Raw genomic sequence first — 21,949 nt, 5'->3', positions numbered from 1 at the left:
TTTTCACTGGTCTTGCTCACCGAATCTAGTTGGTCTTCAAAAATAGATTTGGAATCAAACAAAAGTCTTCCAATTAAGGTACTCTTCCCATCATCAACACTGCCAGCAGTTGTGAATCTTAGTAATTGATTGTTATTAATCTCCATATTCTTTGTTGTGTTTTTCAATAGCCCCTTATACTATTTTGGGCCGGCTTTTACTAGAAATAACCTTGTTTTTTTCTATCCTCCATCGCAGTCTCACTTCGCTTATCATCCGAGCGATCTCCCCTTTCGGTTTTTCGCATAGCGGAGACTTCCTGTACAATTTTTTCAAGCGTATCAGCTTCAGATTCTATTCCACCGGTGATGGTGATATCGCCTAAGGTTCTAAACCTGATTTTTTTCTTTTCAACCTTTTCTCCTTCTTCCAGGTTTAAATATTCTGAAACCGGGATCCAGGAATTACTGCGAAATACAACGTCCCTTTGGTGCGCAAAATATAAAGATGGTATACTGATATTTTCACGTTTTATATAATTCCAAACATCCATTTCCGTCCAGTTACTAATAGGAAAAGCCCTGAAATGTTCTCCTTCAAAGTGTTTCCCATTTAGCAAATTCCATAGTTCCGGACGTTGATTTTTAGGATCCCATTGTCCAAAATCGTCTCGATGGCTAAAGAATCGTTCTTTCGCCCGTGCCTTTTCTTCATCCCGTCTTCCACCTCCGATAGCACAGTCGACTTTATTTTGCTCTATGGCATCCAGTAGGGTTGTGATCTGCAAAGAATTTCGAGTAGCATTTTTTCCTTTCTCTTCAGCAACTCGGCCCTGATCAATAGATTCCTGAACAGAACCCACAATTAGTTTCACTCCCAGTTTTTCAATTAGATCATCCCTGAACTTTATTGTTTCCGGGAAATTATGTCCCGTATCCACGTGCATCAGTGCAAATGGAATTTTACTGGGATAAAAAGCTTTTTTCGCTAAATGCGTAACCAATATAGAATCTTTTCCTCCAGAAAATAGGATGACAGGATTCTCGAACTGCGCCCAAACTTCCCTCAAAATATAGATCGCTTCTGATTCTAATTCGTCTAAATAATTTAAATAATACTTGCTCATTTTACTTTAATTCAAGTTTTTCCTGTAGCAGCTTTACAATTCTTTTAGCTGCATTTTCTAAGTCTTCCTTTTCGGTGTTAATTTCAATAACAGGATTTATGGGTTTTTCATAAGGCGAATCAATTCCGGTGAAATTTTTAATCTCTCCAGCTCTTGCCTTTTTATACAAACCTTTGACATCCCGCTTTTCACAGATTTCCAAGGGTGTATTCACAAAAATATCCATAAAATTTTCTTTCCCAATAATCTCCTTTACCAGCTCCCTGTTCTTTTCCCGTGGGGAAATAAAAGATGCCAGTACAACAGAACCTGCTGAAACCAATATTTTGGCAACTTCAGCTGCGATCCTAAGGTTTTCTTCCCTTTCTTTTAGGCTAAATTCCAAATCTTTGTTCAGTCCTTTTCTAAGGCTATCTCCATCTAAAACAAAAGTCCGCACTTTCTGTTCAAAAAGAAGCTTCTCCACCATATTAGCCAGGGTTGATTTCCCTGAACCCGATAGCCCTGTAAACCAAACAACAAATGAATTATGTTCGTTCAATTTATTGCGTTGCTCCTTTCCCATAGAAAAATTAAATGTGGTGATATTATTCATATTATCTACTAACTGATTTTATTAAATCACAACTAAAGCATTCGCAGCTGTGAAGATAATATAATACCATTTTTGTCAAAATTTCCAACGAACAAAGTTTTTCTTCCTAATTAAAATTGAAAATGCACAAACTTCAATCCCAAAGAATTAACCAAGGTTTGAAACCACAAAAGAGTTATTCAACAAATTTTTTCTGTTATAAACCATTTCCTGGCCGGTCTCTTTATCCATTACTGTTAAGCCTACCGCTTTACAAATAGCATGACCCGCAGCAGTATCCCATTCCATAGTGGGGCCTAACCGGGGATAAACATCCATTCGCCCTTCCGCCATAAGACAAAATTTCAGTGAGCTTCCTTTCGGAATAACATCTATATCCAGATCATATTTTTCTTTAAGAGCGTTTATAAACCCGAGCGTTTCTTTATTGATATGCGACCGGCTTCCCGCAACTTTTATAGTTTCTTCAATCCGACCCGGAAAAATTTCAGTGGCATTGGTTATCAATTCCTCGAACTGGCCTTCCGCATCAACAACAACCTTAAAAGACCGCCCAGTTTTTACATCTCCATAATAAAGCTCTTTGCTCACCGGAATATAGATCACCCCAAATACAGGTTTATTATTCTCTATTAGAGCAATATTTACGGTAAATTCCCCGCTTTTTTTTATAAATTCCTTTGTTCCGTCTAACGGATCTACGATCCAGCATTTGTTCCATTTTTCTCTTTTGGAAAATGGAATTTCTTCATTTTCTTCACTGATAATTGGAATTCCGGTTGCTTTTAGAAAGTCCATTATAATGATATTTGCTGATTTATCTGCAAGGGTCACCGGCGAATCATCATCTTTTAATTCAACCTGGAAATCCTCTTTTTCATAAACCTTCATTATCTCTAAACCCGCCTTTACCGAGGCCTCCATTGCCAAAAAATAATCTTGTTGAATTTTATTCTGAATTTCGCTTTTCATACTGAATTACTTTGGACACTTAATATCTCCTCCGCAAATATAATATTTAGTATTAGTCTATCGAATTAATAGGTTTTTAAATAATCGATTTTTTGATGTTTCTATTTGGGGGTTGTAATTTTAGGAATATGACAGAATTAAAGAATTCTGGAGATAGAAATTACGAATATTTCAATTGCAGTTATAGAAATTAATCCCTTGAACCAAAAAATAAATCCGTAAATAACGATATTTTTGATAAAAAACTTACACGAAGAGTTTAAAATCAATCCGTTTAAAATGAAATGAATATCTCAATATCCATTTCACGGCTTCCATGTCAATTAACAGACAAGAGGACAAAAAATAACCTGCTCCATCAAACGAATCAAATACTTTTCATAATTACCCTTCTGTAATTCTGTAGGTAGTTTAAACCATTGTCTAATATCATTATAACTCTTACTGAAGGCAATTTCTTCCGAAGCGGCAATTTTTATTACCGATAAAAGCGTGAGCTCGTGCAGCCGGCCATTTTAGTTCCTTACATTATAAATACTGCTTTTTATAATATTCCTGGTAACTTCCTGATACCACAGCCCTTATCCAGTTTTGATTTTGCAGATACCATTCTACAGTTTTCATCAATCCTTCTTCAAAGGTGACCGATGGTTCCCAACCAAGTTCCTTATTAATCTTACTGGCATCAATAGCATAACGTTTGTCGTGGCCAGGACGGTCTTTGATAAAAGTAATTAGTGCTTCTGACTCCCCTGCGCTTCTATTGAGTTTTTTATCCATAATCTCACACAACAATTTAATTAAATCGATGTTCTGCCATTCGTTAAACCCACCAATGTTGTAGGTCGATTTGTTTTTGCCTTTGTGAAATGCTAAATCGATAGCCCTGGCATGATCTATAACATACAGCCAGTCACGGGTATATCTGCCGTCGCCGTAAACAGGTAAAGCTTTATTCGCTATAATATTATTGATAAATAAAGGAATAAGTTTCTCAGGGAATTGGTTTGGGCCATAATTATTGGAACAATTCGAAATCACATAAGGCAGGTTATAAGTCTCCCCATATGCCCTTACAAAGTGATCTGAAGCTGCTTTCGAGGCGGAATAGGGAGAATTCGGATCATAAGCAGTGGTTTCCGTAAATAACCCTGTTTCTCCTAGGCTTCCGTATACTTCGTCGGTACTGATATGGTAGAATAATTTATTCTCCAAGTTTCCCCGCCAGGTCTCCAAGGCAGCTTCCATTAAGTTAATGGTGCCGGTAACATTGGTTTCCACAAAAATCTTAGGGTTGGAAATAGAGCGATCCACGTGAGATTCTGCAGCGAGATGAATTACACTATCAAACTGGTGTATTTGAAATAACTCCTTTATCTGATCAGCATCATTGATATCGGCTTTTATAAAATCATAATTTGATGCTTTTTCAATATCTTTGATATTCTCCAGGTTTCCGGCATAGGTTAAATCATCCAGGTTGAAAATATGGTACTGAGGATACTTTTTAACAAAAAGACGAACTACATGGGAACCTATAAATCCAGCCCCTCCTGTGATAAGAATATTTTTTTTAAAAGCTTTATCTTCCATTTTCATAGTATAATTTTGTTTTTCAAAAATAGTTTTTCTGATTTTTTCCAGTAATAAGCTAAATGCACCAATCTGTATATGGCTTTAAAAACTTAAAAATCCGTTGATTCCAAATGTATCAGTTTGGTGTGTATCGTTCTGGTTATTGGCTGCTTTCCCGCAACGCGATTTTCAATCCGATCAACTAATAAATCTACCGCTTCTTCCCCTATCTTTCCAGGAAATTGCTCCACATAGCTTATCGATGGAGCTAAATACTTCGCCACATCAGCGTTTATAAATCCAATGACCTTTAAATCTTCTGGAATCTTTATTTTATTCTCATAAGCAAGCCGGTAAACCAACATGGTACTTTCAAAATCGCTGCATAACAGAGCTTCCACCTTGTCTTCAATCAGAAGCTTTTTTGTCTTTTCACGTAAAGTTTCGGGATTAGAAGAGTTTGCTATATAAAAACCCTTTTCATCTTTTAAGGCCTTTCTGTAACCAGTAATCCTGAGTTTACCAACCCCCAGATGATGGATTGAAGTGGCTATTCCTATTTTATTTATTCCCCGGGCTTGCAATATACGTGTGGCTTCCTCAAAACTATGTTCATCATCAATACCAATTTTATCTACCGGAAGGTCCAGGTTCACCCGATCATATAACACCACCGGGATATCATAATCCACAAGATTAAAAAGGTGTTCGTATTCTTTTTTCCGTTGGGTTTCCTCCGAAATAGCTATTAGTACACCATCCACAAAACCTGAAGTTAACATTTCAGCGATTTGTTGTTCGCGTTCCAAACTTTCATTAGAAATATAGGTGATAACCTGCAAACCTGCTTTTTGTGCTCTGGCTTCGATACCTGATAGAACGTTAGCAAAGAATGTGTTTGCAATATTTGGAATGATGACTCCTATAGTACCACTTTTACTGCTTTTTAGATTCACCGCTACCGGGTTTGGACGGTAATTGTGCAGCTTGGCAAGCTCTTTAACCCGCTCTACAGTTTTAGGGCTAATCTCTGCACTATCGTGCAGGGCTTTGGAAACGGTGGAAACCGATACATTCAGCAATTTTGAAAGCTCCTTTAGCGTGATTTTATTTTTCATATTTCTAAATAATGTTAACTCCCTCTGGGAATTACTGACAGGTTTTACCTAATCAAGTTTATATGCATCTAGCAATCAGCTATTTTAATTTGTTGAATTCTTAGTAATCAAATACTTTTCCCAAATATTATTTTACTGAATTTACTAATTTGCAAATATCCAATAAATTCGTGAGTTAAGAAACTTCCATTTCGTAATTGTTTCACAGAGGATATCAGCTTCATTAAAATAAGCCTTAGAGATCAGCCTTAGTGAAAAATGGAATAGGTTTAAATCATATAAATACGATAGGCTCAAATAACAGTGTTTTTAAATCGATCCTGTTTTTTAAATTTGTATTCTCAAATCCAATTCTACCCTATGAAATTCCATAAATCTTACTGGCTTTATATCCTTGCTGCAATTATTACCATCATAGGCCTGGTAACGGGTTGGTATTTCTTCTTTTTACTGGTTTTCCCATTAGGCCTTTTCAGCTTTGGGAATCATAAAAACCGTGATGAGCATTAGTGGGTTTGAAAGCTGCAGTTTGTTTTTACTTAATTACTCTAAAGCCTTTTAAAATAAGGCTTCATTAGGAGTTAAACTTATCCTAAACAAGATTCATTATTTGCAAATCAGGCCTTGTCAACGTAATTTAACATTATTAACCAGTCAAATAATATAAAATGAAAGATTACGGTACACTGTCTCAAGCAATAAACAAATTAAAATTAGAAGAAGGCTACGAGTACGATTTCAATCTTCTGGATGAAGAAATCGAACTTAAATCCAAGGATGAAACCTTTGGGGTTGAAGATTTCGACGTTGATAAAGTACTTCGCTTTGAAGGAATGAGTAATCCTGATGATAATGCCATATTGTATGCTATCACAACCTCCAAAGGTTATAAAGGGGTATTAGTAGATGGTTATGGAATATCCAGCGGGCAGGTTTCAAAAGAAATGATCAAAAAACTGGATTTAAAAGATAATCGTCCAATCAATTAAGCTTCGTTAAACTTCTATTAAATCAGCTGATTTTATTGGCTAAAGCTTCAAACTATTATATTTTTGTATTGATTTTTAAAAAACAATAAATTTAGACTATGAACTACTTAGGACTCGATAAAGAAAAAACAAAAAAAACTGTAGACGAACTGAATGTTCTTCTTGCAGATTACCATTTATACTACCAAAAACTTAGAAATTTTCACTGGAATGTCATCGGAAAGAATTTTTTTGACCTTCACGAGAAGTTTGAAGAATTATATGATGAAGCTAAATTAAAGGTTGACGAAATCGCTGAACGGATTCTTACCTTAAGATACACTCCGATCAGTAACCTGACCGATTACTTGAAAACATCCAATTTAAAGGAATCTAAAGCAGATTTAACCGATTATGAAATGATCGAAACCCTGCTGAAAGATCATGGCACTTTATTAAAACAAATGCGCTCTGTAGTGGAAACTGCTGACAAGGCAGGAGATGAAGGTACTATTGATTTAATTGGTGCTTATATAAGAGAATTAGAAAAAACTAGCTGGATGCTGGATGCCTGGAAAATGAAAACTACCGATTCTCATAAATCCAGCAAAAACTAAGCATTGGAAAAAGAATTTAACCTAAAGGATTCTCTAAGAGGAATTACTGATAAGCTTATAAGTTGGCTGGATTCATTGATTTTGAATCTGCCCAACTTTTTGTTAGCCGTATTGGTATTTGTTCTGTTTATTTTCCTTGCCAAATATACTGGCAAATTGATAAGTAAACTTTTAGAAAAACGGGTTAAACAAGATTCTATTAAACAAATAACCGTTAAGGTAAGCAAGGCAATTGTGATCCTTATCGGTTTTTTTATTGCCCTTGGCATCCTGGATCTCAATAAGGTCCTTACATCGGTGCTTGCCGGTGCTGGTGTCATAGGTCTGGCTATTGGCCTGGCGCTTCAGGGCACATTAAACAATACTTTCTCAGGAATAATTTTAAGTTTTTTACCAGAACTTCAAATTGGCGACTGGATAGAAACAAATTCCTACGCAGGAGAAGTAACTGAAATTAACCTTCGGAATATCGCCATTAAACAAGCGGATAATAATTATGTAGTCATCCCTAATTCTAAAATTGTAGAAGAACCTTTCAAGAATTTTTCCAGTACCAACCGGTCCCGCGTCATGCTCACGTGTGGAGTAGGTTACTCTTCAGACCTGGAAAAAGTGAAAGAAATGACTATTGAGACAATTTCTGAGCATTTTCCTTCTCGGGGCAATGAACAGGTAGAATTTATGTATACCGAATTTGGGGATAGTTCTATTAACTTTGTTGTACGTTTCTGGACAGACGTTAAAAAGAACAGGGATATCCTTGTCGCGAAGGATATTGCCATCATTCAGATCAAGAAAACCTTCGACAAAAACGGTATCAACATTCCATTCCCTATTCGAACTATCGATTTTTCCAACACTTTAAATATGAAAAAGCCGGAGTAAACCTGAAAAATGTAAATCATTCTCTTTTTCTGCCTCTTTTTTAAAATGCACCAGGTGTCTTCTTAATTAATAAACCGATAGGAAAGAATATTTTATTCTAATTCAGAACTAGTCTCGCAAAGCTAACAAAGCATTAAATCGGTAAAAGTCATCCCTCATTATTAAGTCCTACACTATAAAAGAGTCATAGATATTCTCCGTTATCAAGGACTTACCGATTGTTGGTGCACTACTTCTATGAAGTGACCTTAAACATAAACAGCCTTTCTGCAAGAAACAGAGCATAGAAAAAAAGCGACCAAATCAAAACCTGCGTTTTGCCTGATCGCTTTTAAGGTCACTATTAAGATATAGTTCTTCTTACTGCCACTTGATGTCCCGGTGGGTCTTCTATCTCTTTATGATCTTAAGATCTAGAATTTAAAACCAAAACCGAAGGAGAATCTATACCCCTCGCTTCCTCTAAAGAGATTAAAAGTACCATTTACAGCTTCGGCACTGGTTACCCAAAATCCAATACCATAGCTATCGTGCCATTTATTACTTTCTTCAAAATCATTCCATACCCTACCTAAATCATATCCTGCAAAAACCCCGATTTGCAATGGCAAAAACCTGGTGGTAAACTGATCGAAACCATATCTTAAATCTGCTCCGGTAGCAAACGCACTCTTCCCGGCAAAGCGTTGCTGGCGATACCCTCTAAGACCTGAATTACCTCCTAGATGGGCAGCCTGGTAAAACTCATAATCATCACCCATATTAAGGTGCGCCTGTACCTTGGTTTTTAATACCAGTTTTCGATTCCTGCTAAGGGCATTATAAAAACCTAGATAAGGTTTAAAATAACCGTAAACCTGGCTGGTTTCGGTGGTATTCATTTTTCCTCCAAGATTTAATTCGAACTTCATTCCCCTGCTAGGTGCCAGGTTATGATCGTAACTTTCGTATCGATATAAGGCATCTAAACCGGCAAAGTATTTTCTATTGAAGAAATCAGGATCTTCGGTTTCAAAATCTTCCGTTATAAACCTTCCATCTGTAGGCTCCACTTTATTTCCTTCAAAACTTGCCATATACCTGAACAAACTACCAAAAGGAGTTTCGTTTTCAAAACCTGCTTTCACGCCAAACCTGCTGATCTTAACACGGTTGTAATCAAAATCGAGCGCATCATCAAAATTTGGCGTCTCATTCCCATAGCCAAAAAAGTTACGGGCAAAGTTGGGGCTGGCATAATCGGCACCTATTTTTAAATTATAATTTCCGAGAATAAGCGCAAATTCACCTTCATAATACACATCAAAACCACTGGTTGCAAAATAATAACCGCCCCCAAAAGTATGCTGGGTGGTAAAAGGATTTCTTTTAAATGCGTTTTTAGTGGTAACCATTTCCAGGCCAACTTTAAAACCATCGTCAGGATTAAAACCAAATCCTGGGACAATTGTTCCTGCGGTAAAGTTTTTCTTATCCTTGTTAAAAGTATTAATCTCATAATCATCTCTGAACCTAAATTTAGCATCCCCTGCCTCTTTAATAGTATTAGGTTTGGATTTATGGTCATATACCTTGAGATTTTCTCCGTTGTTGATCGTGTAAACATCGTTGTTTTGACCACCAATTATTCTTAGAAATATATGGTTATCACCCTGACCTTCTACTAAAATCCTATCATCGTCATCAAGGGCATATAACCAGATCTCGTTGGTATCTTCCGCATAATATATTTTATCGCTTAAAACATCTGCTCTTTCTCCATCTTTATTTCGACTGATTTTAACCCTGGTCCTCCCGTCATTCATCCGGGTTACGTCAACAAAATCATCCTTATCAGTTGCAGTAACAATAGCAAGGTCCGAAAAGTGATCGTAATAGCGCATCGCGATATCAACAATATTGTCCCTTCTTCCTTTTACTTTTTCGATCAGCTCCTGTGTAGTTTTATTATACGTTGCGGTAGGAAGTTTACTAAAAGCTTTTTCGATCACGGCATCGGTCATATTTTCCTTAATAAACTCCGCCTGCTTTTTCCAGGTTTCTTTTCCTACATTTTGAAGTAAAGAACGGTCTAAGCCTGTTGCCGAGACATTAAACCATTCAACATCATTAATATCTTCATCATACACTGCAAATTGAGAAGCAAAACCCGTTAGGGCTCTTAAAGTTCCAAAAAATGCACCATCAAAATTTGAAAATACCTGGTCCCTATCTCGCGGAATTGGTTTAAAAATACGATTTCCCTCTTCATCCTCAATTTCAGCCCATCGCCATTGATCCTGGTGCCTGTCCCAATCTCCAATAAGCATATCAAATATCCTGGCTCTAACATAAGCTGATTCGTCTAAAGAATATTTTTCATCTCTTCGCAAACGATCAAACATTCCCGCGGTGCTTTGAATATCGTGATTTGGAGCTCCAAAACTCTCAGCGCCCAGCCAATGTTCTTCAGGTCTTTCCTCTATCATATAAATCGCATTCCCATGTTCCTCATTATATTTCCCTAATTCTGGTTGTTTGGGCAAATAATAGATTTCCGGATTGGTGTGGTATACACCAATGGCATCGGCCATCGTTGGAATAGCCAGGAAAGCATATGGATGGGCCGCAGTATAGAAATCCGAAATAATATCTTCGGCTACCGTGTTCTCCAATTGGTTTTCTATAGGCGTATTCTTAAAAGCCACGGTTTGTAGGAACTGAACAGCCTTCTTTTTAATCCTTCTGAAGTTATATTCGCGACCTAAACTATCCTTCATTCTGATAGAAATGGTCTGGTGCCCTCCACCGGCTCGGATTGGAGTTAATCCTCCATACAACGTATCTAAATCAGCAACTTCCAATTTGATATCTGTGCCGTAGAGTTCACGATACCGCTCTCCCCAGACAGTTCTATGTACGCTGCCTTTATCGGTTTTATCTTTGGGGTAAACCGAGGTGGTTACCGTTTGCGCAAATTCGTCTTTGAACTCCGATACATCAAATTCTTTGGGAGCTTTAAAAATTTCCTTTTGATATAAAAGTTTTGGTTTATTGTCCTGGCTTCCATAAAAACTCACCCAGGTAGAACCATCTTTAAAAACATCGTAAACTGCAAATCCCTGGCCTGGATAAGCAAAAAGGCCATCGTTACTCAGGGTCGCATAGGTAGCTTTTGAAGCAGATCCAGAAACTATTTGATTCACCTTCCCATGTTTTATATATTGTAAGGAATGTTCGTGACCACTAACAAATATGAGTCGATCTGACTTTTGGGTTAAGGTCTCCAGGCGCTGTACCATAGATTTATAACGCTCATTTTGAGCATCCTGAATGGAAACCCCTCCAGTTGTTCTAATTAAGGTAGCCAGGGAGCCTAAAATAGGAATAGGAATCTTATTTTGTGAAGGATATATATGCCTGTTAAGATTGTACTGACCGCCATGAATTCCATTTGTGTATAAAGGGTGGTGCAGTGCTACAATTATATTTTTGTTCTGGCTTTTTTTTAGTTCTGTTTCTATCTCCAAAAACAGGGCCTCCCGGGTTTTAATTTCGGCACAATTGTCATTTATCGTAGGACTTTTATCCCAGTCTTCTAAATACCACTGGGAATCAATTACAATTAAGGTGATATCTTCACCAATATCCCTGATTTCAAGCCCGCAACCGGTCTGCGGGCTCCATATAAGATCTTCGCCAAATTTCTTTTTTAAGTATGCTGCTTCCCTTTCTAAACCAGCAATTCGTTCGTTATACCAATCGTGATTCCCGGGGATGAACATCACCTTACCATCATATTCTTCAATAGCGTCCAGCTGGGCATCTATCCTATATTCTGCTGCTTCTCTATCAGGTGCATCCTTTTCCGGCATCCCATCGGGATAAATATTATCTCCCAGAAAAATGGTATAATTATCGGTTCGTTTTACAGAATCTAAGTAACTCTTAAAGGCTAATAATCCTTCAGAACTCCCACCGATAGGAGAATAACCGCCATCACCTAATAGATAAAATGATTTTTCTATTTCTTTATCTACCGGATAATTAAAATTAGAAGTAGGTTCACCTTTTCTGTATTTAGGGTCTGATGAGGAACAGGAAAAAATCACCAACAGGGCAGTTAGTGAAATAAAGATGTTAGTTTTTTTCATAAAGGATATTGAACATTTTTTGTATTTTGGCTAAACAAAAACAAGCTAAAATTTATGAATAATCTCATTGAGAAAGCAGATGATTTTGTTTTGAATCTTTTCAAGGAAAAACTTCCCAACACCTATATATACCATAACTATCAGCATACACAGCGAGTGGTTAAAAGTACTAAAGAATTAATTGCCAATTCTGAAATTAATGTTAAACAAGAAGAGGCACTGCTGCTTGCCGCCTGGTTACACGATACTGGTTATACCAAAACATTTAAGGGACACGAAAAGGAAAGCGTGAAGATTGCCAGAAACTTTTTAGAAGAAAATAACGCTACCCCGGAATTAATTAATGAAGTGGTCAACAATATTGAGGCCACTAAGATAGATGCAACCCCGGAAACCCTTTCTGAAAAAATTATAAAAGATGCCGACTCCTCTCACTTTGCAAAAGATTACTTTGAAGATACCAGTGAACTTTTAAGGCAGGAACTTGAGCTCCATAACATTAAAAATTTCACCACCGGGGAATGGATACAGGAGAATATAAGAATGTTCACGGAAAAGCATAAATTTTATACAGATTATGCCAATGAAGAATGGGGACCTAAAAAAGAAGAAAATCTGCTTGAACTTATTGAAACCAAAAACAAGCAGGAAAAAAAGTTAAAGAAGGAGGAAGCTAAAGCCCGGATGAAAGCACGTTATAAAAACGATAATCCGGAAAGAAGTATTCAGACGCTTTTCAGGGTAACGCTTAGAAACCATATAAAGTTAAGTGATATTGCAGACACTAAAGCCAACATTTTGCTCTCTGTAAACGCCATAATTATTTCGCTTGCCCTGGCCAATATGATCCCGAAGTTAGATGCTGCCAGCAACAAGCATTTATTAATTCCAACCCTTATCCTTATTCTGTTTAGTGTGGCTTCGATTATACTTTCAGTGTTATCCACAAGGCCCCAGGTTACCAGTGGAGAATTTACCAAGGAACAGGTGAAAAACCGGGAGGTCAACCTGCTTTTTTTCGGCAATAGTCATAAAATGCCTTTTGAGCAGTTTAAATGGGGTATGAAAGAAATAATTAAGGATAAAGACTACGTGTACGAATCCCTAATGCTAGACCTTCATTTACTTGGAAAAGTCTTACATAGAAAATATAAAATATTAAGAATAACCTACACGGTATTTATGATAGGCATCATCAGTTCAGTGATTGCTTTTGTAGGAGCATTCTACCTAATGTAATTCTTCCATCAGGTTTTCATAGGTAATAGACCTATCGGGTTCATTGCTATCCGGGGTATATAATATTTCCACGCGAATGGCTTTGAGCCCTACCACTCCCTGTACATCTTCCAAATCTAACAGCTCTACCTCCTCCCCCAGATATTTCTTGGTTTGCAGGTATTTAATGTATCTTAAATATTCTTTTTCATCGGACCGCTGGCTGTAAACTATTGCAATTTTTCCTTTTTGAGTAATGCGCTCTTCAGTTCCCTTTATAAATGATTTATCTATTCGTTTCTTGATAATTTCATACCTGGCATTATAGGTCCCATCTACATCGAATTTCTTTTCATCCATTCTATAACGAATGGACATCGTAGAATTATAAACCAGGATCAATGAAGCTGCATCTAGTTTAATAGGAGTAGTAGTCTGCAACTGGTAAAAACGGTTCTCCATTTCACACATGGTACCCAGCTGCCAAAGCCTCAAATTGTATAGATAAACCTTATTGAAAGGCCGGTCTTTAACCATAGCTGCTCCAATATAAATATTGTGGTCAACTCCATCGGTCTTGTAGCGTTCAAAATAATGTGGGTATATTTTCTGGGCGGTTATTTGCTTCCTATCCAGAAAACGAGACATCGTCCGGTTAATTTGCTGCACCGTTTCATCATAATTCTTTCGATGATTATAGATAATTCCAGTTTCAGGATTAAGCTGCTCCTGATATTGCTCTACCAACTTTTTTAATTCCGAAGACTGTTTGCTTAAATGACTCATTATTGGATTTACTTCCTTTTGAAGTAAATTAAAAACCTTCTGTTCGCTTGATGCATTCAGACTGCTTTCCAGATCTTCCATAAAATCAGTAATTCTAAATTTCACCTGTTCATATATAGGAAGTTCTTCGAGTTTATACGCTTTATCTATTATTGATTGAATTTCCTTTAATTGGTGGAGTAAATCCTTTTGAATAGCCTCATTTCTTGCATCTGAGGAAGCCACCACATCGATTTGTCCATAAAGAGGGTAAATATCTTTAAACACAATATCTTTAAAAGAGGCAAGACCGTCTTCATCGTAATCCCTTATATACTTTTTAGCTTCTTTTTCAAAAACCCATAAAACACTTGGATGAATAGAAGTACATTCGCTTTGGATTACCGCCTTTACCCTATTTTCAAAATCACTGCGATTTCTATCCACCGCAGTTGCGATATAAGGTAAGATTTCATCTAATTTAATGGTATTGATACTATTAAGCTGATTTTTTTTCTTTGCAACAAGCTCCAGGATACCCAGCAGGCGATTGTTTTTTACCACCGGAGCTAAGATGCAGCTTTTGACATCACTTTCCTTTAAGCGCCTGGAAAGAATATTGTTTTTAGTTTTTTTCGCGTATTCATCTACATTGGCAATGCTAAAGAAACTGTGATCTTTAAAAATATTATTAAAACCTTCCTCACATACCCCTTTTTTACATTCACTTACCAGTTCTTCGTTAAGGATATAACTGTTAGCTTCTTTATATTCCATTTTTTCAAACATTTCATCTTGTGGGTTGTAAACGGTAAAACCTACTCTTAGATCAGGTATTTTATAAATGGATCTGAAAATTTCTTCCAGTTTTAGCAGTTCATCCTGTTCAGATGATTTTTCGAAAAGCAAGGCCGTTTTTAATTCAGATATAGCATCATCGATGGTTACATCCGTTAAATTAACAATGGTAAAACCTTTGAACACCCAACTCTGAGGTGGAAATTTTTCCTTCCAAAGTTCAATATTTTCCACATTCTGTAATAATTCATCTACATCCTCATCGGTGATTTCCTTGGCTTTCTCCTTTGGGAAAATATCAATAAAATCCCCGTTCAAAGCAATACGATAGCGCCTAATTATACCCTGCTTGTCCGGAATATCAAAATACAAAGGTCTTGAATAGTCAATATTATATCCGTAATAATCGTTCAGAATATTTATACACTCCTGCACATACATGCTTTTACTGTCCAGGTTTCTAATTTCAAGCTCAAAATCATCCGGAGCTTGTTCCATGATCTTTTTAAAACGCCTGGACCTGTTAAATAAGAAATTCTGAAAAGGTACAGAGGCAGCTTTTATCTCATTGTTGGTAAGCACACTAGGAAAGAGATCGTCAAGCAGTACCCTAATGGGTTCTTTATATTTTTTTAGCTCCTTAAAATCTTTAATGCCCTTGGTTAAAGCAGGGAAAGATTTTACGTGGGCAAGAATACTTTTTATATAATTCCGGGCAACCTCACTTTCTTCAAGCTCCAGTTGCTTTTTATATTGTTCAACAACTTTATGAAAACTAATTTGAATCTCAAATGGTAATTCTTCTTTCTTTTCTTTCATAAATAAGTAATATCTGTTAAAATTACATATTCCGCATCGCTTACAAATTTACATAGTTTAAATTAACAATTTTTTATAAAATATGGAAGGTATTACCACGGCAGATGCTTATTTTTGCCTTAAACAAAACAATTTTTATGCGTAAATTAATAGTTATACTTGCTGTTGCAGCAGCGTTTACCTCCTGCCAGGAAGATAAAGGATATTTTATATCCGGAAATGTTGACCAGATGGAAAACGGAAATATGGTATATGTTTCCGAACTTGATGATAAAACCAAGCGTCCAGTTCGTGTCGACTCTACCGCTATAAAGGATGGCCGCTTTGAGTTAGACCTGGAAGATCCCGAAACTCCCAGTTTAAGTTTTCTTGAATTTGAAGGCACCCCAGGTAATGTAATTTATATTGCTGAAGACGAAAAAATCAATTTCGAAATATATAAAGACAGTTTGCGTGCTTCTGAAGTAAGCGGGGGCAAGGAAAACCGTTTATTATACGACTATTTAAATCATCTTGAAAAAATAAACGAAAAGGTAATGAAGGGTCGCACGGAAATGCGAACAGCTTACCGGGAAAAGGATAGCACAAAACTATTATCTCTGCAGGATACCGAAAAGGAAATTATAGATAACGATAAAGTTTTCAAGAAAAAAATCGTTAATGAGAACCCGGATTCTTTTGTTTCTATAATGGTAATTAGTGATATGCTCAGAATGAAATCATATCCTGTAAACGAGATCAAGGAAATGTTCGAAGGGCTTTCGGAAGAAGTGAAAAATACCGTTATTGGAAAACAGATTGCTGAAAACCTTGAAAAAGCCAATAAAGTAGCTGTAGGTAGTAAAGCACCGAATTTCACTGCTCCTACTCCAAATGGCGACCAACTCTCCCTAAAGGATGCCATGGGGAAAGTAACAGTAATCGACTTTTGGGCGGCCTGGTGTAAACCATGCCGTGTTGAAAATCCTAACCTTGTAAAAACTTACAACAAATATAAGGATGAAGGTTTGAGTATAATCGGTGTATCCTTAGATCGTCCTGGTCAAAAAGACCGTTGGATCCAGGCTATTGAAGAAGATGGTCTGCCCTGGCACCAGGTTTCCAATCTTGAATTCTGGCAGGATCCTGTCGCTCAACTATACGGAATTAAGGCAATACCGGCCGCTTTTGTATTAGATGAAGATGGAACTATTGTAGCCCGCGATCTTAGAGGGGATGCCTTAGATAAAAAAATTGGAGAACTACTTAAAAAAAGTTAGTTCGCTAATTTAATTCATAAAAAAAGCGCCACGACGGCGCTTTTTTTATTTGAACAAAACTGTTTTTTTTACTCCATAAGTAATTGAAAAGCAACATTTACTTCTACTTTAACTTCCATTTCCCCAGGGGCAATTGTTTCCTGGTTTGAGGCCTGGTCCGAAGATGCTTTCATTTCCAAAGTGCGATAAACAGGTTGATAATTGTCACTGCTTCCCTCACTAATGAAAAAAGCATTACCTACTGTTTGACCTAAGGGCGCAGCCAGAGCTTCCGCCTTCTCTTTCGCATTTAAAACAGCCTTTCTCCTGGCTTCAGCCTTATGCTTATCAATATCAGAAGATTTGAATTCCACTCCATTTATTCCATTTAGGCCGTTTTCCAGTAAACCTTTCATTATGGTCTCGTATTTACTGATATCTTCCAGGGTAATAGAAATAGCCTGATTGGCTACGTAAGTATACGTTTTGTCATTATAATTATATCGCTTATTTAAATTGATATAATTGGTATTAATATGCTTTTCAGCGATACCTTGCGATTTCAGGTACTTAATTATATCATTTACGACCTCATCATTCTGAGATTTCACGGATGTGGCACTTTGCCCTTCGTGTTCAATTTGCGATTTAATAGTAACCTTATCGGGGGCAACTTTCACAATTCCTTCGCCGGTCACATGAATACCGGTATTCATATCATTTTGAGCCTGCATTCCCAGACCTGTTACTACAGCAATGAGTAAAATTAATTTTTTCATAGGTGATTATATTTAGTTGAATTTTCTAATACAAGAAGAGTACCAAATTAGATTTTTCCCAATTTTTGTAGGATAAATAAAAATACAATGGGAAGGGCTAGTAAAATTACCATAAGTAAATGTTCCTGGAAAACCCAACTAGCCAGTAAAAGTGTTAGTAAATAGCCTCCAACCGCACCGCCAAAATGCGCATCGTGCCCGATATTTCCCAATTGGCGTTTCATTCCGTAGATAGTGTAAAACAAATATCCTATTCCGAATATATAAGCCGGTACCGGGATTATAAAAAATAACCCAAGCATCATATCAGGCCGTAACAGGATTGCCGAATAAAGCACACCCATAACCGCACCACTCGCCCCTACAGCTGTATAATGTATATCCTTTTTATGGAAATAATACGATAATAGATTACCTAAAATAAGACTGGCAAGGTAAACCAAAATAAACCCTATGGTTCCCAGAAAAAAGATTACTGAATTAGCGAAAAAATAAAGGGTAAGCATGTTTACCAAAAGGTGTGTGGTATTCACATGCAAAAATCCTGAAGTAAGAATTTGATATTTAGCCCCGCGATTAATATCGGCAATATTAAATTTATATTTCTGAAAAAAAGAATCGTCTTTAAATCCTTTGAATGAAACCAATACGTTTACTCCAATAATTATAAGGGTAACCAGGTTTAATTCTCCCATAGTAGCTTTAGTTTAATGCCAAATATACCATATATTTGCCGAAAATTATTTTATGCAAGCTGTAGTTTTTTGGCTGATTTATCCGCTGCTTTGGCTTATTTCCATACTTCCATTTCCACTATTTTACTTTGTTTCAGATGTGGTTTATGTTATAGTCTATCACATTATAGGTTACAGGAAGAAAACCGTTACGGAAAATTTAAAACTCGTTTTTCCTGAAAAGTCTTCTCTGGAAATTATTAAAATCAGAAAGAAATTCTATTCCCACATGTGTGATATGTTCCTGGAAATGATAAAAAGTATTTCTATCTCCGAAGAGGAATTAAAAAAACGATTTGTGTACACAAATCTTGAAGAACTCAGGCGAATAGAAAAACTTGATAAAAGCATAATGCTTATGTGTGGACATTACGCCAGTTTTGAGTGGCTTTTTGCACTACAACTCCACGATCTTAAACACGGCGCTTTTGGTATTTATAAAAAAATCAGAAATCCTGGTTTTGATAAACTGATCAATGATATTAGAAGACGATTTGGTGCTGAACTTATTCAGAATTCTAAAGCTAATATGCGGATCAGCCGAAATGAAAATGCAGGCTTGCGGGGTGCATATGCCATGATAGCCGACCAATCTCCCAAAACTCCTAGCTATAAATTCTGGACCGATTTCATGGGGAAAAAGGTGCCATTTTATACAGGTTCAGAAAGGATAGCGAAGGAATTCGATATGGTGGTACTTTACTTGCAAGTAGAAAAAGTAAAAAGAGGCCATTACAAGGCCTCTTTAATTAATATTACTGATAATCCAGCTGAAACTGAAAACAATCAAATTACCTTAGCTTACATTGAGCATTTGGAAAACCAAATTCGAGAGAAACCAGAATTTTACCTCTGGACCCATAAACGCTGGAAACACCTTGGAAAAAAAATCCCGGCAAATGCTGTAGTGCGTTAACCTATTATTTTCTTTATTTCTTGAATCATATCTTCAGCTAATTCATCTGCCTTCTCCTGGCTTTTTGCTTCGGTATAAATTCTAATGATCGGCTCGGTATTCGATTTTCTTAAATGAACCCAGTTTTCAGGAAAATCTATTTTAACCCCATCCACGGTTGAAACTCTTTCATTTTTATATTTTTCTTCCATGGCCTTTAGAATACTGTCCACATCAATTTCAGGAGTTAACTGAATTTTATTTTTACTCATAAAATATGCGGTATATTCTTTTCGCAATTGAGAAACGCTAATCTTTTTTTCGGCAAGGTGTGTTAGAAACAATCCAACACCAACCAGACTGTCACGGCCGTAATGCGATTCCGGATAAATAATACCGCCATTTCCTTCTCCGCCGATTACTGCTTTAGAATCTTTCATAAGCTGCACCACATTTACCTCTCCTACAGCACTTGCTTTGTATTCTCCCCCATGTTTTTTAGTTACATCACTAAGGGCCCTGGAAGAAGATAAATTACTTACAGTATTCCCCGGGGTTTTTGATAACACGTAATCAGCACAAGCTACCAGGGTATATTCCTCTCCAAACATTTCTCCGCTTTCATCTATAAAAGCAAGCCTATCAACATCTGGATCCACGACAATTCCAAAATCTGCTTTTTCCTTCTGTACCAATTCACAAATATCGGTAAGGTGTTCCTTTAATGGTTCTGGATTATGTGGAAAATGACCGTTTGGCTCACAATAAAGTTCTACCACCTCAACGCCCATTTTTTTCAAAAGCTTTGGAATAATAATTCCACCACTTGAATTCACCCCATCAACTACAACTTTAAAACCAGCTTTTTTAATTTTATCAGCATCTACAAGTTTTAGTTTCAACACCTCCTCTATATGAATATCCATATAAGTATCCATCCTGGTGATCGACCCAAGATCATCAACTTCAGAAAAAACAAAATTATCCTGTTCAGCATATTCTAGGATTTTTGCTCCCTCTGCTCCATCAAGAAATTCTCCTTTACTATTTAATAGTTTAAGCGCATTCCATTGTTTGGGATTGTGACTGGCAGTGAGGATAATGCCTCCATCAGCATTTTCCAGAGGCACCGCAATTTCTACCGTTGGTGTAGTGGAAAGATCTATATCGATAACGTCTATCCCTAACCCGGATAGGGTATTCATCGTTAAATCCTGGACCATTTTACCTGAAATTCTTGCGTCACGGCCAACCACAACTTTTAATTTCTTGTTTTCTGAATTGTTTTTTAACCAGGTACCGTAGGCTGCTGCAAACTTCACCGTATCTATGGGCGTAAGGTTATCCCCCGTTCTACCACCAATAGTACCACGTATCCCTGAAATTGACTTTATTAAACTCATAAGTTATTTTATATTGAATAATTCCTTAAAACTAAAATTTTAACAAATATACAAGGAGCAGGCCGCTAGCGCCAAATCTTAACAAAAATTAAACAGGAACCTATCTGATTTGCTTAACTTTCCACAATGAATTACTTAGCGCACATATATCTTTCGGGCGATAATGACCAATTGAAAATCGGTAATTTCATCGCAGATTCTGTTAAGGGAAAACAATATCTCGACTATCCCCCGGAAATTCAGAAGGGAATTATATTACACCGTGCCATTGATACTTTTACAGATACTCACCCCATTGTAAGCAAAAGTGTGTCACGCTTATTTGAGCGTTATGGACATTATAGCAGGGTAATCATCGATATTTTATACGACCATTTTCTAGCTGCCAACTGGATACATTATTGCGATATCCCTTTAAAGGAATACACAGAGGATTTTTATAAGCTTCTTAAAGACAATTTTAAAATCTTACCCAAACCAGTACAAAATTTTTTTCCCTATATGGTTGCCAATAATTGGCTCTATAATTACCGAAAGATAGAGGGCATTGAAAAAATTCTCTTTCAGATGAACCGGAGAATTAAATACCGCGCCAGGATGCATTTAGCGGTGGAAGAATTGCGAGCGTTTTACCAGGAATTTGAAAATGAGTTTAGATTGTTTTTTGAGGAATTGCGAGCATATGTTAAGAAGGAGATAGAGGTATAAAATTCTTTTCAGAAGAAGAGTGTCTTTTTCTTGTAAACATTTTTAATGAGGAAAAGCTGAGAAGATCCCTCTCTTTAACTAAACTGAAGCTAGATTCTAAAGTATTAATATACTTGCCTTTAATTTATTCATTTATTGCAACTATAGCTTAAAGGACATATTTTGCCTGCTATACTTCCTATTTCTCCTATAAAACTTCCCTTTAGGTCACCTATATTTGATAATCATATTGATGATCCTCACGTAATTGTCAAAGTAATTTAGAACCTGAGCGATTATTCTAAATTTAGTTCCTTGTTATTTGTGAAAAATTGGTGAGACCTAAAAAAGGGCGATCCCCTCATATTAAAAATTTACACCCCTTAAAGGATAGATTATTGGGTTGGTCAAAATTTTACCATATAACAAAAAGAGGTCGTCTAAAAAGTATTTAGATGGCCTTTTTTTTTAATAATTTTTTTGTTAACAGAAGCTCTTTTCTTTTTGTAAATCTTCTTTGTGATAAAAAATGGCAGAGGGATCCCCTCGTCTAGGCTATACTGAACTTCTTTAAGTTGTGTGCCATTGCTATTAGGCCTATTTCAGTAGTTACTTTATCCATTCCCCGGAGCATAAATCGCTTAA

General features: G+C 36.6%; 18 protein-coding genes and 1 pseudogene. 8 read left to right on the top strand and 11 right to left on the bottom strand.

Features of this window, described 5'->3' with window-relative positions; all coding sequences use genetic code 11:
* The 6 genes and pseudogenes from DET49_RS17950 to DET49_RS17925 form a co-directional block, all read right to left on the bottom strand.
* Positions 1-146: pseudogene (locus tag DET49_RS17950) on the bottom strand (sulfate adenylyltransferase); the annotation flags it as partial.
* A gap of 53 nt (positions 147-199) precedes the next feature.
* On the bottom strand, positions 200-1,105 hold the full coding sequence (gene cysD, locus DET49_RS17945) for a sulfate adenylyltransferase subunit CysD (RefSeq protein WP_133550179.1): 906 nt from the start codon (positions 1,103-1,105) through the stop codon (positions 200-202).
* Between the two features lies 1 nt (position 1,106).
* Entirely contained in the window at positions 1,107-1,700 is a 594-nt protein-coding gene (cysC, locus tag DET49_RS17940) for an adenylyl-sulfate kinase (RefSeq protein ID WP_133550177.1), read from the bottom strand.
* A 147-nt stretch (positions 1,701-1,847) separates the two neighbouring features.
* Positions 1,848-2,672: a 3'(2'),5'-bisphosphate nucleotidase CysQ gene (gene cysQ / locus DET49_RS17935; protein WP_133550175.1), complete on the bottom strand. Its 825-nt coding sequence runs from the start codon at positions 2,670-2,672 to the stop codon at positions 1,848-1,850.
* 528 nt (positions 2,673-3,200) lie between these two features.
* Entirely contained in the window at positions 3,201-4,271 is a 1,071-nt protein-coding gene (rfbB, locus tag DET49_RS17930; RefSeq protein ID WP_410527968.1) for a dTDP-glucose 4,6-dehydratase, read from the bottom strand.
* A gap of 86 nt (positions 4,272-4,357) precedes the next feature.
* Positions 4,358-5,365, bottom strand: a complete 1,008-nt coding sequence (locus DET49_RS17925) for a LacI family DNA-binding transcriptional regulator (protein ID WP_133550173.1) — start codon at positions 5,363-5,365, stop codon at positions 4,358-4,360.
* A gap of 360 nt (positions 5,366-5,725) precedes the next feature.
* Here DET49_RS17925 and DET49_RS18540 point away from each other — a divergent pair, with 360 nt between their 5' ends.
* The 4 genes from DET49_RS18540 (at position 5,726) to DET49_RS17910 (ending at position 7,835) form a co-directional block, all read left to right on the top strand.
* Positions 5,726-5,875 carry a hypothetical protein gene (locus tag DET49_RS18540; RefSeq protein ID WP_166636611.1) on the top strand — a complete coding sequence of 50 codons (150 nt, stop codon included), beginning with the start codon at positions 5,726-5,728 and terminating at the stop codon, positions 5,873-5,875.
* A gap of 158 nt (positions 5,876-6,033) precedes the next feature.
* Complete coding sequence (locus DET49_RS17920; RefSeq protein ID WP_133550171.1) at positions 6,034-6,354, top strand: phosphoribosylpyrophosphate synthetase; 321 nt, start codon at positions 6,034-6,036, stop codon at positions 6,352-6,354.
* A 98-nt stretch (positions 6,355-6,452) separates the two neighbouring features.
* On the top strand, positions 6,453-6,950 hold the full coding sequence (locus DET49_RS17915; RefSeq protein ID WP_133550169.1) for a Dps family protein: 498 nt from the start codon (positions 6,453-6,455) through the stop codon (positions 6,948-6,950).
* A gap of 3 nt (positions 6,951-6,953) precedes the next feature.
* On the top strand, positions 6,954-7,835 hold the full coding sequence (locus tag DET49_RS17910; protein ID WP_133550167.1) for a mechanosensitive ion channel family protein: 882 nt from the start codon (positions 6,954-6,956) through the stop codon (positions 7,833-7,835).
* Positions 7,836-8,248: 413 nt separating this feature from the next.
* Here DET49_RS17910 and DET49_RS17905 read toward each other — a convergent pair whose 3' ends face one another.
* Positions 8,249-11,968, bottom strand: coding sequence for a metallophosphoesterase (locus tag DET49_RS17905; protein ID WP_133550165.1), 3,720 nt, complete (start codon positions 11,966-11,968; stop codon positions 8,249-8,251).
* A 54-nt stretch (positions 11,969-12,022) separates the two neighbouring features.
* Between DET49_RS17905 and DET49_RS17900 the strand changes: the two genes are divergently transcribed.
* Positions 12,023-13,207 (top strand): Pycsar system effector family protein, encoded by a 1,185-nt coding sequence (locus DET49_RS17900; RefSeq protein WP_133550163.1) that lies wholly within the window; start codon positions 12,023-12,025, stop codon positions 13,205-13,207.
* Here the strand turns inward: DET49_RS17900 and DET49_RS17895 are convergent.
* Positions 13,199-15,568, bottom strand: coding sequence for a GAF domain-containing protein (locus tag DET49_RS17895; RefSeq protein ID WP_133550160.1), 2,370 nt, complete (start codon positions 15,566-15,568; stop codon positions 13,199-13,201). The genes DET49_RS17900 and DET49_RS17895 overlap by 9 nt on opposite strands.
* A gap of 137 nt (positions 15,569-15,705) precedes the next feature.
* On the opposite strand from DET49_RS17895, the gene DET49_RS17890 reads away from it, so the two are divergent.
* The gene (locus tag DET49_RS17890; protein WP_133550158.1) at positions 15,706-16,827 is read left to right on the top strand and encodes a TlpA disulfide reductase family protein; all 1,122 of its coding nucleotides are present in this window, start codon (positions 15,706-15,708) and stop codon (positions 16,825-16,827) included.
* A gap of 68 nt (positions 16,828-16,895) precedes the next feature.
* Here DET49_RS17890 and DET49_RS17885 read toward each other — a convergent pair whose 3' ends face one another.
* Positions 16,896-17,585, bottom strand: a complete 690-nt coding sequence (locus DET49_RS17885) for an SIMPL domain-containing protein (protein ID WP_133550156.1) — start codon at positions 17,583-17,585, stop codon at positions 16,896-16,898.
* Between the two features lie 47 nt (positions 17,586-17,632).
* On the bottom strand, positions 17,633-18,280 hold the full coding sequence (locus DET49_RS17880) for a rhomboid family intramembrane serine protease (protein WP_133550155.1): 648 nt from the start codon (positions 18,278-18,280) through the stop codon (positions 17,633-17,635).
* A gap of 52 nt (positions 18,281-18,332) precedes the next feature.
* Here DET49_RS17880 and DET49_RS17875 point away from each other — a divergent pair, with 52 nt between their 5' ends.
* Positions 18,333-19,235, top strand: a complete 903-nt coding sequence (locus DET49_RS17875; RefSeq protein ID WP_133550153.1) for a lysophospholipid acyltransferase family protein — start codon at positions 18,333-18,335, stop codon at positions 19,233-19,235.
* Here the strand turns inward: DET49_RS17875 and glmM are convergent.
* Positions 19,232-20,617 carry a phosphoglucosamine mutase gene (glmM, locus tag DET49_RS17870; protein WP_133550151.1) on the bottom strand — a complete coding sequence of 462 codons (1,386 nt, stop codon included), beginning with the start codon at positions 20,615-20,617 and terminating at the stop codon, positions 19,232-19,234. The two genes, DET49_RS17875 and glmM, sit on opposite strands and share 4 nt — an antisense overlap.
* 126 nt (positions 20,618-20,743) lie before the next feature.
* On the opposite strand from glmM, the gene DET49_RS17865 reads away from it, so the two are divergent.
* On the top strand, positions 20,744-21,325 hold the full coding sequence (locus tag DET49_RS17865; RefSeq protein ID WP_133550149.1) for an ACP phosphodiesterase: 582 nt from the start codon (positions 20,744-20,746) through the stop codon (positions 21,323-21,325).
* Positions 21,326-21,949: the final 624 nt, after the last annotated feature.

It is taken from the genome of Salegentibacter sp. 24 (assembly GCF_004362395.1).
Classification (GTDB): domain Bacteria; phylum Bacteroidota; class Bacteroidia; order Flavobacteriales; family Flavobacteriaceae; genus Salegentibacter.
This window is presented reverse-complemented; position numbering and strand designations above follow the sequence as displayed.

What these genes read in the sequence shown, in the direction of transcription:
- cysD (WP_133550179.1), bottom strand. Translation starts at nt 1,105, where the DNA reads ATGAGCAAGTATTATTTAAATTATTTAGACGAATTAGAATCAGAAGCG.
- cysC (WP_133550177.1), bottom strand. Translation starts at nt 1,700, where the DNA reads ATGAATAATATCACCACATTTAATTTTTCTATGGGAAAGGAGCAACGC.
- cysQ (WP_133550175.1), bottom strand. Translation starts at nt 2,672, where the DNA reads ATGAAAAGCGAAATTCAGAATAAAATTCAACAAGATTATTTTTTGGCA.
- rfbB (WP_410527968.1), bottom strand. Translation starts at nt 4,271, where the DNA reads ATGAAAATGGAAGATAAAGCTTTTAAAAAAAATATTCTTATCACAGGA.
- DET49_RS17925 (WP_133550173.1), bottom strand. Translation starts at nt 5,365, where the DNA reads ATGAAAAATAAAATCACGCTAAAGGAGCTTTCAAAATTGCTGAATGTA.
- DET49_RS18540 (WP_166636611.1), top strand. Translation starts at nt 5,726, where the DNA reads ATGAAATTCCATAAATCTTACTGGCTTTATATCCTTGCTGCAATTATT.
- DET49_RS17920 (WP_133550171.1), top strand. Translation starts at nt 6,034, where the DNA reads ATGAAAGATTACGGTACACTGTCTCAAGCAATAAACAAATTAAAATTA.
- DET49_RS17915 (WP_133550169.1), top strand. Translation starts at nt 6,453, where the DNA reads ATGAACTACTTAGGACTCGATAAAGAAAAAACAAAAAAAACTGTAGAC.
- DET49_RS17905 (WP_133550165.1), bottom strand. Translation starts at nt 11,968, where the DNA reads ATGAAAAAAACTAACATCTTTATTTCACTAACTGCCCTGTTGGTGATT.
- DET49_RS17900 (WP_133550163.1), top strand. Translation starts at nt 12,023, where the DNA reads ATGAATAATCTCATTGAGAAAGCAGATGATTTTGTTTTGAATCTTTTC.
- DET49_RS17895 (WP_133550160.1), bottom strand. Translation starts at nt 15,568, where the DNA reads ATGAAAGAAAAGAAAGAAGAATTACCATTTGAGATTCAAATTAGTTTT.
- DET49_RS17890 (WP_133550158.1), top strand. Translation starts at nt 15,706, where the DNA reads ATGCGTAAATTAATAGTTATACTTGCTGTTGCAGCAGCGTTTACCTCC.
- DET49_RS17885 (WP_133550156.1), bottom strand. Translation starts at nt 17,585, where the DNA reads ATGAAAAAATTAATTTTACTCATTGCTGTAGTAACAGGTCTGGGAATG.
- DET49_RS17880 (WP_133550155.1), bottom strand. Translation starts at nt 18,280, where the DNA reads ATGGGAGAATTAAACCTGGTTACCCTTATAATTATTGGAGTAAACGTA.
- DET49_RS17875 (WP_133550153.1), top strand. Translation starts at nt 18,333, where the DNA reads ATGCAAGCTGTAGTTTTTTGGCTGATTTATCCGCTGCTTTGGCTTATT.
- glmM (WP_133550151.1), bottom strand. Translation starts at nt 20,617, where the DNA reads ATGAGTTTAATAAAGTCAATTTCAGGGATACGTGGTACTATTGGTGGT.
- DET49_RS17865 (WP_133550149.1), top strand. Translation starts at nt 20,744, where the DNA reads ATGAATTACTTAGCGCACATATATCTTTCGGGCGATAATGACCAATTG.